The organism is Brevibacterium sp. H602 (assembly GCF_051172395.1).
GTDB lineage: Bacteria > Actinomycetota > Actinomycetes > Actinomycetales > Brevibacteriaceae > Brevibacterium.
This window is the reverse complement of record NZ_JBPIZD010000019.1, coordinates 1-17,246: the sequence shown is the minus strand read 5'-3', so window position 1 is coordinate 17,246 and position 17,246 is coordinate 1. Positions and strand designations below refer to the sequence as shown.

Here is a 17,246-nt window from a genome sequence, read left to right as displayed (position 1 = left end):
GATACTACGTCGCGGGCCGCGCTCGAATATTTCGGCGAGATTTCCTGATAGCCGGGACTTGACCGTTGCAGCGGGGCGGCGGTCATCGAGGGCAGGGCATAGGCTGAAGGCATGAGTTTTCTGCAGTTCCTCCACGAACGAGGCATCGTTGAACGTCCCGGCGCGGGGCGCCGGCCGCTGGTGGTCGCGCATCGAGGGTATTCGGCGGTCGTGCCCGAGAACAGTTTGGCCGCGGTCGATGCCGCGCGAGCCCTCGGCGTCGACTTTATCGAGGTCGATACCTCGACGAGCGCCGACGGGGTTCCTGTGATCCTGCACGATGCGGATCTGGACCGGACCACCAACCGCAAGGGCCCCGTGGCCGGCCTGACCGCCGAGGAGCTGTCGTTCGTCGATGCGGGATCATGGATGGGCCCCGGATTCCACGGAGTGCGGATCCCCACCTTGGCCGCCGTGATGCGCGACATCCAGCACCGAGGCGGCGAACTCCTGCTCGAGCTCAAGGGGGAGTGGTCCTCCGGTGCGGTGGCGCGGATCGCCGAACTCGTCGTTGAGACCGGCATCGCCGACCGCATGATCGTCCAATCGTTCAACATCGAAACGCTTGAGACCTGTCGGGATATGCTGCCGATGGCGGCTCGCTTCCTGCTGCGCATGGTTCCCGAGCCCGAGGACATTGAGATCGCTCGCGAACTCGGAGCGGTGGCGATCAATCCTTCGTACAAGGGTTTCACGATGCGCAGATCGGTGGTCACCGAGATCATGGACAACGACCTCGGCGTCTTCGTCTGGACTGCTGACGAGATGAACGAGTGGCGGGAACTCCTCACCGCCGAGGTCGACGGGATCATCACCAATCATCCCGGTCGTCTGCAGGGCTTCCTGGCGGGGCGCTTCGACCCGGTGCAGTAGGGGTCTCCTCCGGCGGTGAGGGTGACTCTGCGCCGTCTGCGGAATGCACCAAGACGGCACCGAGCGCGTGTGAGTGACGTCACTTCGCCCTGATTTGCCCTGGCAGCGCGAACCCGTGTAGATTCTTACCTGTTGCCCCGATAGCTCAGTCGGCAGAGCATCTCCATGGTAAGGAGAAGGTCAAGGGTTCGATTCCCTTTCGGGGCTCTCGTGCCGCCTCGAATGCGGCGCTGGGGCGGGGTAGCTCAGCTGGTTAGAGCGCACGACTCATAATCGTGAGGTCGGGGGATCGAGTCCCCCTCCCGCTACCGATCAACTCCCTCATCAGGATGACGAATCCGATGGGGGAGTTTCTGTTTTCGCGAACTTCTCGAGACGGTATTGCGCGACTCATTCCGGCCGTGCAAGTCTTGCCGAGTGAAGCACACAATGACTCTCGATTTCACCAGTGAAGCCCACGCACTTGCCGATGATCTGCGCGAACTGCGCCGCGACCTGCACCGGGACCCCGAAATAGGACTCGATCTGCCGAAGACCCAACGTCGGATCCTCGACGCCCTGGAAGGTCTGCCGCTTGAGATCACGCTCGGTCAGGAGCTCAGCTCGATCATCGCCGTCCTGCGCGGAGCGCACCCCGGCCCGACGGTGCTCCTGCGCGGGGACATGGACGCTCTGCCCGTCGACGAGGCGACCGGACTCGACTTCGCGTCGACGAATGGGACCATGCATGCCTGCGGGCATGATCTCCACGTTTCCGGACTCGTCGGAGCCGCGAAGCTGCTGTCCGCTCATCAGTCCGAGCTGAAGGGCACGGTGGCCTTCATGTTCCAGCCCGGCGAGGAGGGGATGGGCGGTGCGAAGATCATGCTCGAAGAAGGAATGTTCGACACCATCGGCAAGAAGCCCGATGCGGCTTACGCGATCCATGTGGCACCGGGGGTGCCGGGAACCTTCGTCACCAGACCGGGCACGATCATGGCCGGGGCGAATACTCTGCACGTGACGATGCACGGCAGCGGAGGTCACAGCTCGCGACCGGAAGATGCGGTCGACCCGGTGCGTCCGATTCTCGAACTCGGACAGGCGCTGCAATCGATGGTCACCGGATCATTCAGCGTCTTCGACCCCATCGTCGCCCAGGTGACGCAGTTGGAAGCGGGGGAGGCCGTCAATGTCATCCCCGCCTCGGCGAAGCTCGGAGCCTCTGTGCGCACGCTCTCCCACGAGTCGACGCGTAGGTTCCCCGAGCGCGCCACACAGTTGGCGGAGTCGATTGCGGCCGCACACGGATGCACGGCCGAGGTGGTGTGGACCGAGCAGTATCCCGTCACGGTCAACGACTGCGGCGAAGCCGACTTCGCCCTGAGAGTTCTGGCCGATCGTTTCGGGGCCGAGCGGGCAGTGCAGGTGCCGGACCCGCTCATGGGTTCCGAGGACTTCTCCTTCGTGCTCGAGCAGGTGCCCGGTGCTTTCATGTTCTTCTTCGTGACGCCCGAAGGCATCGATCCGGCCTCGGCGGCGACGAATCACTCGCCGGAAGTTCAGTTCGACGATGCGCACCTGCCCGACCAGGCTGCGGCGCTTGCAACCCTGGCCTGGGAGCGGTCACTGCGCGGATGAGCACCGCAAGGCCGACGACAACTGGTGAATCCCACTTCGACGGACAGGGGTATGGTCTTCGCGCGATTCGGCGCCTACTCTCGAAGTGACTGTTCGACCGAAGTGGGAGATCAACGATGATCAGCACAGAACTGTCCGACTGGCTCCTCGACTCGGACCCGGCCCTGCGCTGGCAGGTCGAACGCGACCTGCTCGGAGCAGAGGAGACGACCTGGCAGGAGACCCGCGCACGCGTGGAACACGAAGGCTTCGGCGCAGAGCTGCTGGCCCAGCAAGACCCGGACGGACAATGGGCAGGCGGGGCCTTCTTCCCCTCCGACTTCGCATTCGATGACGACGGATCACAGCCGTGGACGGCGACGACGTGGGCTCTGAAGGACCTGCGCGAGTGGGGACTGACCGCCTCGGCGTTGGAGGGAACGGCAGAGAAACTCGAATCCGCACGCTGGGAATACGAGAATCTGCCGTACTGGGGCGGGGAAGTCGATGTCTGCATCAATTCCTGGACGCTGTCGAACGGCCTGTGGCTCGGTGCCGATGTCGACGGCATCGTCGACTGGTTCCTGAGCCACCAGCAGCCCGACGGCGGATGGAACTGCGAATGGGTCGAAGGTTCGATGGTCTCGTCGTTCCACTCCACCCTCAACGCCCTCGTCGCGCTGCTCGACTATCAGCTGGCTGCGGGCGACGCCGCACGTGTGCAGCAGGCCCGAACCAGGGGAGAGGAGTACCTGCTGTCGCGGGACCTGTTCCGCACGCGCAGCACCGGTGAACCTTTCGACGGTCGTGCCCTCGCTCTCTTCCACCCCCGCCGCTGGTTCTACGGAATCCTGCCCGCACTCGACTACTTCCGCGAAGCGACGAGCGCGGACGGAACCGGCCCGGACCCGCGGATGGAAGAAGCGGTCGGGATGATCCGAGCCAGACGCTCCGACGACGGCACCTGGACTCAGGACCATCGCCTCGACGGCGAGGTCTGGTTCCACGTCGACGCTCCGGTCGGCGAACCCTCGAAATGGGTGACCCTGCAAGCCCAGCGAGTCCTCGACTGGTGGGACGGAACACAAACCGACTGAGCATCCACAGCCGCGGCCCAGAAACGCCACAGTCCCACGCCAGAGCCGGTCACCACGATGGTGTCATCACACATCATCGAAGGAAGGACAGCTCATGGCTCGCGTACCCGAACCGGACCAGACCCCCAATGGACCCGCCTATGAAGGCAGGCTCCTCGACCGTCCCGACGAGGAGGTCGTCGACCAGGGCGCCTCCTTCGACATCCGCACCCTCTTCAGCCGGCGAGGAGTTCTCGGGCTCGTCGGAGCCGGCGTCGGCACCATGGTCCTCGCCGCCTGCAGTTCCGAAGACTCAGGCTCGACGAGCTCGAGCTCGAGCAGCAGCGGATCCTTCACGGAGATCCCGGACGAAACCGCAGGACCCTATCCGGCCGACGGCTCCAACGGCCCCGATATCCTCGAGGAATCGGGAATCGTGCGCTCCGACATCCGCTCGAACATCGACGGGACCGACACCGTCGACGGTGTGCCGCTGACTTTCACCCTCAAGGTCACCGATATGGCCAACGACAACGCCCCGTTCGAGGGTGCTGCCGTCTACGCCTGGCACTGCGACGCTCAGGGCCGCTACTCGATGTACTCCGACGGCGTCGAAGACGCGACGTGGCTGCGTGGCGTCCAGGTCGTCGACGCCAACGGTGAAGTCACGTTCAAATCGGTCTTCCCCGGCTGCTACTCAGGCAGGTGGACGCACATCCACTTCGAGGTCTACCCCGACGTCGATTCGATCACCGATGCCGAGAACGCCATCGCCACCTCGCAGATGGCCCTGCCCGAAGACGCCTGCAACGCAGTCTTCGCCCTCGAGACCTACGACGGATCGGCGAAGAACCTCTCTGCCACCTCCCTCGACGACGACAACGTCTTCGGTGACGACGGAGGAGAGCATCAGCTCGCCACGATCAGCGGCGACACCGACGCCGGATACACCGCCACGCTCGATGTTCCCGTCGACACCGACACCGAACCGACCGGCGGCGCAGCCCCGGGAGGCGGCGGTGAAGGGCAAGCCCCACCCGACGGCGCCCCCGAAAAGCCCTGACAACTCGGAGAAAGGCTCACCATCATGCTGCACAACCTCACGGGCTGGCACGCCCTCGTCATCCTCGCCATCATCATCCTCGTCTTCGGCGCAGCCAAGCTGCCTGCGCTCGCCAAGAGCCTCGGGCAGTCCGTACGCATCCTCAAGGACGAATCATCCGATTCGCGGTCTGGTGATGAGTCGGAACCCCACTCATGAGCACCGCCGCGGAGAAGATGCCGCTGTCCGCGCACCTGCGGGAGGCCCGGACACGGGCGGTGCGCGCGGCGGTGGCGCTGCTAATCGGCACGGTCATCGGCTATCTCACCTCAGATTTCGTCATGGACGTCCTCCGGGCCCCGATCACCGAGCTCGCCGAATCCCGCAGCGCTTCGCTCAATTACGACAGCGTCACCGGCGCCTTCGACCTTCAGCTGCGCATCGCCGTGTACTCCGGGATCGTCCTCTCCAGCCCGGTATGGCTGGGGGAGATCTTCGGATTCCTCACTCCGGGACTGACGGCGAAGGAGAAGAAGGTGACGTTCGGCTTCCTCGGCGCCGCGGTGCCCCTCTTCGTCGCCGGCTGTCTCACCGGCCTCTTTATCTTCCCGCGGATGGTCGAAGTGCTCACTTCGTTCGCCGCGAGTGAGGACAGCACCATCCTGCAGGCGTCCTACTATTTCGACTTCGTGTTCAAGATCGTCATCGCCACCGGAGTCGCTTTCGTCCTTCCGGTCTTCCTCGTCGTCCTCAACTTCATCGGCCTGCTCTCTGCTCGATCGATCGCGAGGGCCTGGCGAGTCTCCATCGTGGCCATCGTGGTCTTCGCCGCGCTGGTCACCCCGGCCGCCGACGTGCTCTCCATGTTCTTCGTCGCGGCCCCGATGGCGCTGCTGTTCCTCGCCGCACTCGTCATCGCGTGCATCCACGACCGGGCCCGAGGGTACGACCGGATGGCCGGTGATCCGCGCGTGGAGGAGGAACGGCGCGGTCGAGTGCCGATCACACCAACGGAAAGGACTCGGACATGTTCGGCCTGAGTTTCGAGAAACTGATCATCGTCGGCATCTTCGCCGCCCTCGTCATCGGCCCGCAGCGTCTGCCCCACTACGCGCAGAAGCTCGGTGAACTCGCCCGCCTGCTCCGTGCCCAGGTCGACACGGCGCGGACTCGGGCCGCCGAATCGATGGGCGCCGAGGACTGGCGAACGCTTGATCCGCGACAGTACGATCCGCGCCGGATCATCCGAGAGGCCCTGGATGAGCCGGGCAGCGCCCGGAGCTCGGAGACCGCGGCCCCGGGTTCGGCTGAGCGTTCCGATCGTGCCGTGGACGGGGAGAGCCGATCACCCGCCGAGGCGGCCGGCAGCTTTGTCGTCACCGGTTCATCCGGACATCCGCGGAGACGATTCGTCGCCCGCACGGACGAAGGTCGTACGGGCGACGATGAGTGTGCAGTCGCAACCTCAGGAACCGATCGATGACCAGGGGCGGGGCCGCCTCGGTGATCAGTCCTTGAAGTCGAAGTCTTCCTTGTCGATGCCGGGGAACATGAGTTCGTACTTGACCATCTTGTCCTTGTGGTCGACGATCTTCACTGTTCCGTAGTACGTCTTCTCACCTTTGAGGGCTTCTTTGTCCTTGACGGTGACATTGCACGTTTCGAATCCGTACCATTCTGTGAGATCCATATCCGTTGCGCACTCGGCCTTCTTGACTGTGAAATCGAGTTTGTTCTCGAACAGGTCGACGAGGTCGGCCTCGATCGACGAAGCGGGCACGATGCCGTTGCCCTTCTTGTCGATCTTCATCCCGTCGTCGCTGGCCCAGTTCGTCGTCTTCGCAGCGTCAGCGTACGGGTCGGTGGATTTCGTGTCTGTCGGCTCCGCCTCGGCGGGTTCGGATCCGGGGGCGTCGGCCTCTTTCGATTCGACGGCTCCTCCGCCGAATCCGCCTTCTTCGGTCTGCGCGGCCTCGGACTTCTGATTCTCGGCGGGCTTGTCCCCTCCGGAGCCTCCGCAAGCCGTCAGGGACAAGGCGAGAGCGGTTCCAGCGGCCGCCGTCAGCAGGCGGGGCATCCAGGTGGACCGGCGAATCGGGGTCATCGTGTTTCTCCTTCGCGCTCAGGCGATCACAAGCGTTGTCGATACACCACGATTCTGCCACGTCCGGTTGCCGCGAAGACCGGTTCGGTGTGCGGATCCGGCGACACCTGTGGCGATTCGGGCACATCCGGGCTCAGCGCCAGCTGAGTTTCAGGCAGGGAAGTGACCATCCCTCACCGTTCCTCGCACATCCCCCCTCTGCGACAGGGCGTTCTGCGAGGAACGGTGACGAGTGCCGACGCACGTGTAGGAGAAGCCACCGCCGCGAGGGTGTGCAAGCAGCGGTGCGAGATGGTCCGGCTGTGCTTCGCGGCTACACCGCGGCGGGGGAGTTGACGGCCTTCGCGAGAGCCTCGAAGGCGCGGATCGTCGGGAACAGCTTCGTCGCCTCCTGCGGCAGCCCCCAGCTCGAGAGCTTGACGCCGAGGACGTTGGCACCCGGGTTCATATAGATCATCTGCCCATGGATGCCGAGGGCCAGGAACGCATGAGAATCGGGGAACGGGAACCAGAACTGGTTGTGATACGCCCCGCCCGGCATCCGATTGTCTCCGGGCCCATCGGCGAACGCCTGACGCACATCCTCGGCGGTGGTCAGCGTATCGCCGATCCACGTCGTCGGCGCGACCTGCTGTCCGGTCAGCGACTGCCCGCGGTTGGTGTAGACATAGCCGAACCGGGCGAGATCGCGCAGAGTCGTGTTGATTCCGCCGTCGAACATCCCGACCCCGTACTGGTCGGTGGCGATGATCGCGTCCTGTTCGGCGCCGATCCGAGACCACAGCACCCGGGACATGAGCGACTGCATGCGCTCGCCGGCGATCTTCTCGCACACCCATCCGAGCACATCGGTCTCACATGACCGGTATTCGAAGACACCGCCGTGCTCGGACTTCGCCTCCAGGGTGGTGAGGAACTCGTACATGCCGATGCCCGGGTTCTCCCGCTTCGCCTCGGACCAGCCGATCGACTCTTCGATCTGCCGGACCTCGGATTTCGGGTCGAGGTAGTCCTCGGAGAAGCGGATGCCCGAACGCATATCGAGGACATGGCGCACGGTGGCACCGGCGTAGCCGGACTCGGCGAGTTCGGGCACATAATCGGTGACGAGGCGGTTCGGGTCGAGGTCACCCGAACCGGCGAGGACACCGGCGACGGTGCCGACGAGCGATTTGGACACCGACATGAGCAGATGCTCGGTCGACGCGGTCATCTCCCCGAAGTACTCCTCGGTGAGCACGGTCCCGTTGTGCATGAGCATCCAGGCATCCGTGTCGGTGGATTCGATGACGCTGCGGACGCTGCGGGCCTCCGAGTACTCCGTCGCGGGAACCTCGACCTCGCCGAGATCCTGCGGATCGGCGGGCAGCTCGGCCACCGGACCGGTGCCCCGGGAGATCGGCGTCGTGGGCAGGACCCGTGCGACGTTCTGGAACGACCAGCGCACATTGTCGGGATCCTGCCAGTTGTCCCGGTCGATTACTGCCGCAGGGTCCACGGGTGCCGATGGGGTCACGGTCTGATCGGTCGGGGGAGTGGCCGCGGTCTGGTCCGGTGACGGTTCGATCACTCTTCTCCTCTGAATCTTGCATCGGTCTGTCCGCGGAACGGCTCCGCGGACGGCAGCTGAGGGCCGCCTCGGTTCGTGTTGAGATTATCACCGAGGCGGCTCCGCGCTTCGCGTGTATCTGCCCTTCGCGTTTAAGGGAGCGGCGCCGGGTTCAGTCGCCTTTGGCTCCGGGTCCGCCGAGGGCCGGAGACGGATCGTCGGCGACGACCGGAACTCCGGCGTACATCGCCCTGATCGAATCGATGAAGTGCTTGGCCCGGATGCTCAGCGCATCAGGCCCGCCGACGTTCGTCTGCAGCGGATTCTTCGTCACCAGGACTCCGAGGTCCGCACCCTTCCACCGGTAGTCTCCGGCCCCGAAGATACGCAGGAAGAACACCTCGCTGCCGTTCTGCAGGGGGTGCCAGTCGAGTGCCGCACGTTTGTACGTCAGCGTCCCGTACTGGTCGAGATAGTACTGGCCGGTCAGCGGGGAATGCGTGATGTACTCGGTGATCGGAGCCGTCTCCTTGATGATCATCTGGCTCCACTCGTCGGCGCCGGAGAGCTCCTCCCACCGCTCATTGATCTCCGTGACATCGAGGTCGAATTCGACGTCGAGGTATTCGAGCAGGTGGAACAGGAACAGGGGCACATCGGCATAGGCGCCGGCTGTGACGTTCGTGATCGCCGAGGCCCCGGAAATGCGCGGATTGAGCTCACCGAGGTAGCAGTCGTCGCTGTCGAGATCGACGAGGACATCGACTTCGAAGAACCCGCGATAGCCGCGTTTGCGCAGGCCTTCGCCCATCTTGCGCACGAGCTCACGGGTCTGCGCCCGCTGCTCCGCGTTGAGGACATCGGGTTTCATCTCGTTGCCGCACCAGCCGCCCTTGTACGGGGTGAGCTCGGCGAAGCCGGCCAGCTCGGTCAGATACGGACCGACGACGACACCGCTGGAGGTGATGACCGCCTCGACGGCGACCGGAGTGTTGTTGATCCGCTTCATCACCTTCAGCTGCTCGCCGATGATGTCGTCCTTGTGCGCCTCCCAGCCGGAGGCATCGGAGATGAAGAACGTCGTCTTCCCGGAATCGCCGTAGGGGGTCTGCACGACGAGATCCGTGCCCAGTCCCGCCTCGGCGGCCCGCTCATTGAGCTCTTCGTAGGTGTCGGCAGTGGTCAGCACGTTCGGGACGGAGAACGCACCGGCCTCATTGCCGAGCTTCGTCGTCTCGATCTTCGAATCGAGCTGATTGCGCAGGGCTGCCGACGGCAGAATGAGGTCGTAGCCGAGCTCTCGGCAGATCCGCTCGGTCTCCTCGTCGAAGAAGACCATCGCGACCTTGACCCGCTCACCGTGGGGGACGTTGCGCGTCATATGGGCACGCACCTCGGCGTTGAGCAGCAGCCAGTTGTTGATCGCCTCACCCGATTCGAACTCGACATAGGGCTTGTAGCGCGGGGAGAAGACGCGCGGATGACCGCCGTCCCAGCCGTCGTAGTAGGTGATGTACGAGAAGTTGCGCACCCACCGGTCGAGACCGAGCAGGTTGAACGGCGTGGCTCCGACGAAGAAGATCGGGGTCTGATTCGTGCGGAAGAAGTGCCGGACCTCGGAGACATTGCGCAGCGGTCGACGCAGCTGGACTCTGTCGGCTTCTTTGCCGGCGTAGGCGGCGTCGGTGGCCACTGCCACTTCGACCTTCGGCGGGTCGACGTCGGCGGGTGCCGGATCAGAACCGCCGGCTGCCGGTGCAGGTGCAGCGGGGGCGCCGGGGCCAGGTGTGTGCGGTGAGGGGACCGCGACTGCGTCTTTGACTCGTGCGCCGGGGGTCGCCGTCTGTGCCTCGGGGCTCTTCGGGTCAGCGCTGGGGGATTCGTTCGTCATCGCACTACTCCTTACCAAATGTGATGTGGACAACATATACCAGTTTCGAAGCCATGAGCCCGATGGTGCAGTAATTGTGTGAACCGGATACGAACGCGCGATCAATTCTTCGCCGGTGAGCCTCATCCTGAGGCCGTGCTTTAGGCTGGTGTCGATACTGACCCCAGTGGAAGAGAGAGCGCATATGCCGGTGAATACGGAGAAGCAGGGGGCCACGTTCTCCCTGCCTCAGCCCTATGAGGTCTCCAGGGAGGCGATCGCGGAATTCGCGCTCGCCACCGGAGCGAAGGCCGATTACCATTTCGACGCCGAGGCGGCCGCCGAGCTGGGCTACCGCGACGTCGTCGCCCCGACCACCTTCGCCGTGATCATCGCGCAGAAATCGGAAGCCGCATATATCTCCGACCCGGATTCGGGCATCGACTTCTCGAAGGTCGTCCACGGCTCCGAACAATTCTCGTTCACTCGACCCATCGTCGCCGGCGACGTCCTGTCCGCGCTCACCCACGTCGACGGAGTCCGGGCTGCCGGAAACAACGCCATGATCACCACCCGCACCGAGATCACCGATGTCGCGGAGCAGCCCGTCGTCACCGTGACCTCGACCATCGTCGTGAGAGGAGACGGAGAATGAGCGCCATCGACTTCTCCACACTGACCATCGGTGACACCGTCGTGGAATCCGAGATCCCGCTGTCGCGCGCCTCCCTCGTCGACTATGCCGCAGCCTCGGGCGATCACAATCCGATCCACTGGAACGAACGCTTCGCCCGCGAAGTCGGCCTCGACGACGTCATCGCCCACGGCATGCTCTCGATGGCGGCGGTCATCGCGCCGGTGGCCGAATGGCTCGGCGACCCGGGTGCGATCGTCGACTACCGGACCCGCTTCTCCGCCCCCGTCGTCGTCCCGGATGCCGAAACCGGATCACCGGCCACCCCGACGACCTCGCTCAAGCTCACCGCCACCGTCGGTGCCGTCGACCCCGCCGTCGGCACGGCCCGCATCGACATCTCCGTGAAGTCCGGTGAGGCCGATGTCCTCAGCCGCACTCAGGTTCGGATCTCGGCGTGACCGAAGCCCACCCGCAGGAACTCTCCGGCTTCACCACCTTCCGCCTCGGCGGACCGGCCCCGCAGGTCACGGTCGCGAACACCCGAGACGAACTGCTCGACTTCTGCGCCGCCCACCCGCTCGACCTCAGCGGTCAGGAGACGGCGCAGGTCCTGTTCATCGGCGGCGGATCGAACCTGCTCATCGCCGATGCCGGATTCGACGGTGCGGTCTGCGTGGTCCGTACCACCGGAGTGGAGACGACCCAGACCACGACGACCGACACCCGGGTCACCGCCGAGGCGGGGGAGGACTGGGATGACTTCGTCGCCCACACCCTCGACCTGGGGCTGTCCGGACTCGAAGCGCTGTCCGGGATCCCCGGATCGGTCGGTGCGACCCCGATCCAGAACGTCGGTGCCTACGGCACGGAGGTCGGCGAGCTCATCTCCTCCGTCGAGGTCTTCGACCGTGTAGCCGGTCAGATCCGCCACCTCACCGCAGTCGAACTCGAATTCGGCTACCGCACCTCGGCGCTCAAGCGCGCCCAGATCGCGGCCGGAACCCCGCAGTTCGTCGTGCTCTCGGTGACCTTCGACCTCCAGCGCAGCGACGAGTCGCTGCCGGTGCGCTACGCCCAGCTCGCCTCGACCCTCGACGTCGAGATCGGCACCCGCGTCCCGGCCGCACGAGTGCGCGAGAACGTCATAGCGCTGCGCCGGTCGAAGGGCATGGTTCTCGACGCGGCCGACCACGACTCCTGGTCGGCGGGATCCTTCTTCACCAACCCCATCGTCGAGAACGCCGAGATCCTGCCCGCCGAAGCTCCCCGCTACCCGGTGACCGATCCGCTCAGCGGAGCGAAGATCGAAGGGAAGACGAAGACCTCAGCGGCCTGGCTGATCGAGCACGCGGGGTTCTCCAAGGGCTTCTGCCTCGGTGAGGGACCGGCGTCGCTGTCGACCAAGCACACCCTGGCGCTGACGAACCGGGGACACGCGAGCACAGCCGATGTGATCGATCTCGCGGCGACCGTCGTCGCCGGCGTCGAGGACGCCTTCGGCATCACCCTCGAACCCGAACCGACTTTTATCGGCTGCTCCATCGACGACGGGAAACGTCCCTAGACTGGTGGCCGTGTCATCACGACGGAGAATCACCGCACTCGTCATCACCTTGGCGGCGGTTGCGCTTGTGACCCTGCCCTGGGCGCTGTTCACCTCGCGGGCCGATCTCACCTTCGGTCCGCACGAGGCGCAGTACCGGATCACCGCGGACTCCCGGCTCACCGTCGACTTCGGCCCCCTGGGCAGACTGCTCGTCCCCACCGAGGATGTCATCCCACTCGGACTGGGACTGCACGTCGACATCGGAGAGATCCCCGTGTCCGGTGATTCCGGTGACGACGAGCGACCTGCGGCCGATCCCGCAGAGGTGGCAGACCCCGGCGGGGGAACCGTCGACGCCCTCGGCGGTGACATCGCCTCCTATGCTTCGCTGTTCTCGGCCCCGCAAGCGCAGATCGACCAGGTCATCGACGGACTCAGCCAGGAGATCCTCACCCGATGGGCGCTGGCCGTGTGCATCATCACCGGGGGACTCGTCGGCCTGGCCCTCTTCCTCCGGCCCGCCCGGGCGGACACCATCATCCGCGCCTTCGTCGGCAAGGAACTCCTCGGCATCGGACTGGTGCTCGTCCTCGTCCTCACCGGACTGGGCGCGGTGGTTCTCAACCGCCCGAAGCCGATCGCGGCCGATCCGGCGTTCGAGGGCACGCCACTGGCCGGATCCCAGGTCACGGGCCGCCTCGGCGGAATCATCGACACCGCGTTCGGCGCTGTGCAGGACTTCGCCGACGACAATGACGCCTTCTACGACGAGGTACTCGAAGCCCTGCGGGTGCAATGGAACGACCGCCCGATCACCGGGAACTGGACCGATCGGGGACTCGTCCCGCCTGCCGGAGTCGGTGCACCCGCAGCCGACAGCGGTGAGGACGAAGGGCAGAAGGGTGTGTCCACGTTCGTATACGGCTCCGACATCCACTGCAATATCGGAATGGCCCGCGTCGTCGGTGCAGTGGCGGAGATGAGCCGGGCCGATGCCTATATCGACGGCGGAGACATCTCCATGACGGGCACCTCGGCCGAGAACTACTGCCTCGACGTCGTCGATGACGAACTGCCGGAGAAGCTGCCGCGCATGATCGTCAAAGGCAACCACGATTCCATGGAAACGACGCGGCACGCGAGGACCCGCGGGTGGAACGTGCTCGAGGACTCCACCGCGGAGATGGCCGGGGTGACCTTCTTCGGTGCCGCCGACCCGCGCCGGACCGTTTTCGGGTCCGGTCCGCAGCTGGAGACGGACCTCACCGCCGACCAGTACGCACAACGCCTGCGCGACGAAGCCTGCCGGGCCGATTTCGACATCACGCTCATCCACGATCCCGCCGTCGGCGGACCGAGCCTGCGCTCGGGCTGCGCCGACTACGCTCTCAGCGGACACTGGCACCGACGGGTCGGACCGGAGAACTTCGGTTCGGGAACCCGCTACGTCAGCTCGACGACCGGGGGTGCGCTGGCGAATGCACTGACGCCGGGACCGCTGAAGATGAACGCGGAACTGAGCATCATCCGCGTCGACAATGAGACGAAGCGCCCCATCGACGTGCAGATCATCACCGTCACACCCGACAAAAAAGTGCAGATCGCCCCGTGGGTGCGATTCCCCGAACCCAGGCCCCTCGTGGGCCAACCGCCTGCCGACGAACCGGTGGGTGAGTGAGCGTCGCCACGTTCGAGACATTGCTTCGACACTCGGTTCGACGAATAACGGTCGAGCACGGTATGCTCGTTTCTCGTGGTCGGACACCACAGGGATCGACACGATCGCTCAAGTCCGATCAGAGGGGTGTGGCGCAATTGGTAGCGCAACGGTCTCCAAAACCGTAGGTTGCAGGTTCGAGTCCTGTCACCCCTGCGCAGTTGACTCTGCCGAAGTCTCATCGGCCAGGCGCCGTCCTCGACCGGCACGAACAATTGTGAAGCCAAACGAAACCGACCGAGTGAGGATGTGTGAGCGACACACCGGCAAAGCAGACTGGCAGCGCACCCAACAGTGCCTCCGGTCCAAAGAAGCTCGGATTCTTCGGACGAATCCTGCAGTTCTTCCGCGAAGTGGTGGCAGAGCTCAAGAAGGTCGTCACTCCGACCCGGAAGCAGCTGCTCAACTACACGCTCGTCGTGCTGGGCTTCATCCTGTTCATGATGCTTCTCGTCACGGGACTCGACCTGGTCTTCGGCAAGCTCGTCGGCTGGGTGTTCGGCGGAACTCCGCTGTGGCCCCTGTGGTGATACGGCCTCAGCCGTGAACCACCCCAAGCTCAAACTTCACTCCCTACCGGGAATCACAAAACGCGAAGCGAGGAATTGATCGGTGTCGGAAACCAACTCACCTGAGCAGGAGACCCCTGAGACCCAGGACGTCACTCCCGAGGAGTCGGGTGCCGCTGTGGTGCCCGAAACCGAAGAGACGGCCAACGGCGCCGAGGCGACCGCCCCCGTCGAATCCGCTGACGCTGACTCCGCAGACGCTGCTGACTCCGCTGAGGTTGCCGGCTCCGCTGACGCGGCCGACGGCGAGCAGGACGATGCCGCCGAAGACGTCGCCGCTGCCGACGAGGTCGACCCGGCCGAAGAATTCAAGGCCGAACTGCGCATGCAGGAGGGTGACTGGTACGTCATCCACTCCTACGCAGGCTACGAGAACCGTGTGAAGCAGAACCTCGAGAACCGCACCGTCAGCCTCAACCTCGAAGAGTTCATCTTCGAGTCGCAGGTGCCGATGGAAGACGTCGTCGAGATCAAGAACGGACAGCGCAAGCAGGTCCGTCGTGTGCGCATCCCCGGCTACGTGCTCGTGCGCATGGAACTGACCGACGAGTCGTGGGGCGCCGTCCGCCACACTCCGGGGGTCACCGGATTCGTGGGCAACGCCTACGATCCGACCCCGCTGTCGATCGACGAGGTCTTCTCGATGCTCGCCCCGATCTTCGAAGAGCGCCAGGCCGAAGCCGCCGCTGCCGAAGGCCCCGCCGCCGAGGCCGCTGCGAAGTCCGCGCCCATCACCGAGGTGGAGTTCGAGGTCGGCGAATCCGTGCTCGTCAAGGAGGGCTCCTTCGAGGGCCACCCCGCTACGATCCAGGAGATCCGTCCAGAATCGCAGAAGCTCACCGTGCTCCTGTCGATCTTCGAACGCGATGTTCCCGTCGAGCTCGGCTTCGACCAGGTCTCGAAGCTCTGATAGCCGTATCGTTCCACTGATCGCCTGGGTGCGATCGTGACCGAAGGGGCCCGGAATTCTCCGGGCCCCTTCGGCGTTCCTGCGATCCCCGGCTCGGCCGCCTCGGCGAAGGGATTGTGTCGTTGGGGAAGGTATTGTCTCGATCAAGGCTGAGCGCAGTTGTCGAACCGTCTACGGGGCGATATCCGGGCCCGCGCTTGAACGACGTCGCCGAGGCGGGCGCGCCGAGGTGGTCACATCAGCCGGCGACGCTGCCCCGCCTCGGCGAGAGGACGATGGGGTGATGCCCCTCACGAGCATTTGCCCGCGGGCGGGCGCGCATGGAATACTGGTGTGGTTTGATTGCGGCCCTTATCGGAAGGCCGCTGTCGAACGATGTGCTGTATATGTCTGGCACATCGAAACCTCAAGATTAAGGACCGTACATGCCTCCCAAGAAAAAGGTAGCCGGCCTCGTCAAGCTCCAGATTCAGGCAGGTGCCGCTAACCCGGCTCCTCCGATCGGTCCGGCGCTTGCCCAGCACGGCGTCAACATCATGGAATTCTGCAAGGCCTACAACGCCGCCACAGAATCCCAGCGCGGAAACATCGTTCCCGTCGAGATCACCGTGTACGAAGATCGTTCGTTCGACTTCGTGCTCAAGACCCCGCCGGCAGCCGAGCTGATCAAGAAGGCCGCCGGAGTGAAGTCGGGTTCGGCTACTCCGCACACCGTCAAGGTTGCTCACCTGAGCGCCGACCAGGTGCGCGAGATCGCCACCACGAAGATGCCCGACCTGAACGCCAACACCCTGGATCAGGCCGACCGCATCGTCGCCGGAACCGCGCGTTCCATGGGCATCACCACCGACATCGAGGTCTGAGACCTCACCCCACACAGTGGCAGGGCCCACGCAGCCCACACCACGACTGCAAGGAGTAAAGCAGATGGCAAAGCGTTCGAAGGCCTATCAGGCCGCGGCTGAGAAGATCGCCGCAGATGTGAACTACGAACCGGCTCAGGCGATCGCCCTGGCCAAAGAGACCAACGTGGCGAAGTACGACGCCACGGTCGAGGTCGCTCTCCGCCTGGGTGTTGACCCCCGCAAGGCGGACCAGATGGTGCGCGGCACCGTCAACCTTCCGCATGGTACCGGTAAGACCGCTCGGGTCCTGGTGTTCGCTGCCGGCGACCGTGCAGAAGCTGCCCGTGAAGCAGGTGCTGACTACGTCGGCTCCGATGACCTGCTGGAGAAGGTGGCCGGAGGGTTCACCGACTTCGATGCCGCTGTTGCGACCCCCGACATGATGGGCAAGGTCGGCCGTCTCGGTAAGGTGCTGGGTCCCCGCGGCCTGATGCCGAACCCGAAGACCGGCACCGTGACCATGGATGTCGCCAAGGCCGTCAACGACATCAAGGGCGGAAAGATCGAATTCCGCGTCGACAAGCACTCGAACCTGCACTTCATCATCGGAAAGGTCTCCTTCTCCGAGGAAGCTCTGCGGGAGAACTTCGATGCTGCGATCGAAGAGATCCTGCGTCTGAAGCCGTCCTCCTCGAAGGGCCGCTACATCAGCAAGGCCACGATCACGACCTCGAACGGCCCTGCCGTTCCGGTCGACCACTCGGGTCTGCGCATCTGATCTCATCGATGCTCTGACAGAGGGCGGGAAGCGATTCGTTCGCTTCCCGCCCTCTGCTTTCCCAATTGCTACCTGACGGCGGCTCAGCAACC

Annotated in this window: 18 protein-coding genes and 3 tRNA genes; 18 read left to right on the top strand and 3 right to left on the bottom strand. The window is 64.7% G+C overall.

Annotation, left to right across the window (positions count from 1 at the left end; translation table 11 throughout):
- Window positions 1-111: 111 nt before the first annotated feature.
- The 9 genes from ACSBQT_RS13835 (at window position 112) to ACSBQT_RS13795 (ending at window position 6,112) form a co-directional block, all read left to right on the top strand.
- Window positions 112-912, top strand: coding sequence for a glycerophosphodiester phosphodiesterase (locus ACSBQT_RS13835; RefSeq protein ID WP_435001918.1), 801 nt, complete (start codon window positions 112-114; stop codon window positions 910-912).
- A 134-nt stretch (window positions 913-1,046) separates the two neighbouring features.
- A tRNA-Thr gene (locus ACSBQT_RS13830) sits at window positions 1,047-1,119 on the top strand.
- A gap of 27 nt (window positions 1,120-1,146) precedes the next feature.
- Window positions 1,147-1,220, top strand: a tRNA-Met gene (locus ACSBQT_RS13825).
- A gap of 121 nt (window positions 1,221-1,341) precedes the next feature.
- Window positions 1,342-2,532 carry a M20 metallopeptidase family protein gene (locus tag ACSBQT_RS13820; RefSeq protein ID WP_410710972.1) on the top strand — a complete coding sequence of 397 codons (1,191 nt, stop codon included), beginning with the start codon at window positions 1,342-1,344 and terminating at the stop codon, window positions 2,530-2,532.
- 116 nt (window positions 2,533-2,648) lie between these two features.
- A complete protein-coding gene (locus tag ACSBQT_RS13815) occupies window positions 2,649-3,608 on the top strand; it encodes a squalene cyclase (protein ID WP_410710564.1) in 960 nt (319 codons plus the stop codon).
- A 94-nt stretch (window positions 3,609-3,702) separates the two neighbouring features.
- Window positions 3,703-4,650, top strand: a complete 948-nt coding sequence (locus ACSBQT_RS13810; protein WP_410710563.1) for an intradiol ring-cleavage dioxygenase — start codon at window positions 3,703-3,705, stop codon at window positions 4,648-4,650.
- Window positions 4,651-4,674: 24 nt separating this feature from the next.
- On the top strand, window positions 4,675-4,848 hold the full coding sequence (locus ACSBQT_RS13805; RefSeq protein WP_410710562.1) for a Sec-independent protein translocase subunit TatA/TatB: 174 nt from the start codon (window positions 4,675-4,677) through the stop codon (window positions 4,846-4,848).
- The gene (tatC, locus tag ACSBQT_RS13800) at window positions 4,845-5,669 is read left to right on the top strand and encodes a twin-arginine translocase subunit TatC (protein ID WP_410710561.1); all 825 of its coding nucleotides are present in this window, start codon (window positions 4,845-4,847) and stop codon (window positions 5,667-5,669) included. The genes ACSBQT_RS13805 and tatC overlap by 4 nt, the downstream gene beginning before the upstream one ends.
- The gene (locus ACSBQT_RS13795) at window positions 5,657-6,112 is read left to right on the top strand and encodes a hypothetical protein (RefSeq protein ID WP_410710560.1); all 456 of its coding nucleotides are present in this window, start codon (window positions 5,657-5,659) and stop codon (window positions 6,110-6,112) included. Before tatC ends, ACSBQT_RS13795 begins: the two co-directional genes overlap by 13 nt.
- A gap of 24 nt (window positions 6,113-6,136) precedes the next feature.
- On the opposite strand, the gene ACSBQT_RS13790 is transcribed toward ACSBQT_RS13795, so the two are convergent.
- The 3 genes from ACSBQT_RS13790 to ACSBQT_RS13780 all read right to left on the bottom strand — a co-directional run bounded on the left by ACSBQT_RS13790 (window position 6,137) and on the right by ACSBQT_RS13780 (window position 10,173).
- Window positions 6,137-6,733, bottom strand: coding sequence for a hypothetical protein (locus ACSBQT_RS13790; RefSeq protein ID WP_410710559.1), 597 nt, complete (start codon window positions 6,731-6,733; stop codon window positions 6,137-6,139).
- A 313-nt stretch (window positions 6,734-7,046) separates the two neighbouring features.
- A complete protein-coding gene (locus tag ACSBQT_RS13785) occupies window positions 7,047-8,303 on the bottom strand; it encodes a serine hydrolase domain-containing protein (RefSeq protein WP_410710558.1) in 1,257 nt (418 codons plus the stop codon).
- A gap of 151 nt (window positions 8,304-8,454) precedes the next feature.
- Window positions 8,455-10,173: a biotin carboxylase gene (locus tag ACSBQT_RS13780; RefSeq protein WP_435001917.1), complete on the bottom strand. Its 1,719-nt coding sequence runs from the start codon at window positions 10,171-10,173 to the stop codon at window positions 8,455-8,457.
- Between the two features lie 184 nt (window positions 10,174-10,357).
- Between ACSBQT_RS13780 and ACSBQT_RS13775 the strand changes: the two genes are divergently transcribed.
- From ACSBQT_RS13775 to rplA, 9 genes are all read left to right on the top strand, one after another.
- Window positions 10,358-10,807, top strand: a complete 450-nt coding sequence (locus ACSBQT_RS13775) for an FAS1-like dehydratase domain-containing protein (protein ID WP_410710971.1) — start codon at window positions 10,358-10,360, stop codon at window positions 10,805-10,807.
- Window positions 10,804-11,247, top strand: a complete 444-nt coding sequence (locus ACSBQT_RS13770; protein WP_410710556.1) for a MaoC/PaaZ C-terminal domain-containing protein — start codon at window positions 10,804-10,806, stop codon at window positions 11,245-11,247. Before ACSBQT_RS13775 ends, ACSBQT_RS13770 begins: the two co-directional genes overlap by 4 nt.
- Entirely contained in the window at window positions 11,244-12,353 is a 1,110-nt protein-coding gene (locus ACSBQT_RS13765) for a UDP-N-acetylmuramate dehydrogenase (protein ID WP_410710555.1), read from the top strand. The genes ACSBQT_RS13770 and ACSBQT_RS13765 overlap by 4 nt, the downstream gene beginning before the upstream one ends.
- 10 nt (window positions 12,354-12,363) lie before the next feature.
- Window positions 12,364-14,013 carry a metallophosphoesterase family protein gene (locus ACSBQT_RS13760; protein ID WP_410710554.1) on the top strand — a complete coding sequence of 550 codons (1,650 nt, stop codon included), beginning with the start codon at window positions 12,364-12,366 and terminating at the stop codon, window positions 14,011-14,013.
- A gap of 122 nt (window positions 14,014-14,135) precedes the next feature.
- A tRNA-Trp gene (locus ACSBQT_RS13755) sits at window positions 14,136-14,208 on the top strand.
- Between the two features lie 95 nt (window positions 14,209-14,303).
- The gene (gene secE, locus ACSBQT_RS13750; protein WP_101547325.1) at window positions 14,304-14,582 is read left to right on the top strand and encodes a preprotein translocase subunit SecE; all 279 of its coding nucleotides are present in this window, start codon (window positions 14,304-14,306) and stop codon (window positions 14,580-14,582) included.
- Between the two features lie 82 nt (window positions 14,583-14,664).
- A complete protein-coding gene (gene nusG, locus ACSBQT_RS13745; protein WP_410710553.1) occupies window positions 14,665-15,531 on the top strand; it encodes a transcription termination/antitermination protein NusG in 867 nt (288 codons plus the stop codon).
- 425 nt (window positions 15,532-15,956) lie between these two features.
- Window positions 15,957-16,394 carry a 50S ribosomal protein L11 gene (gene rplK, locus ACSBQT_RS13740; protein WP_025776636.1) on the top strand — a complete coding sequence of 146 codons (438 nt, stop codon included), beginning with the start codon at window positions 15,957-15,959 and terminating at the stop codon, window positions 16,392-16,394.
- A 64-nt stretch (window positions 16,395-16,458) separates the two neighbouring features.
- Entirely contained in the window at window positions 16,459-17,154 is a 696-nt protein-coding gene (rplA, locus tag ACSBQT_RS13735) for a 50S ribosomal protein L1 (protein ID WP_410710552.1), read from the top strand.
- Window positions 17,155-17,246: the final 92 nt, after the last annotated feature.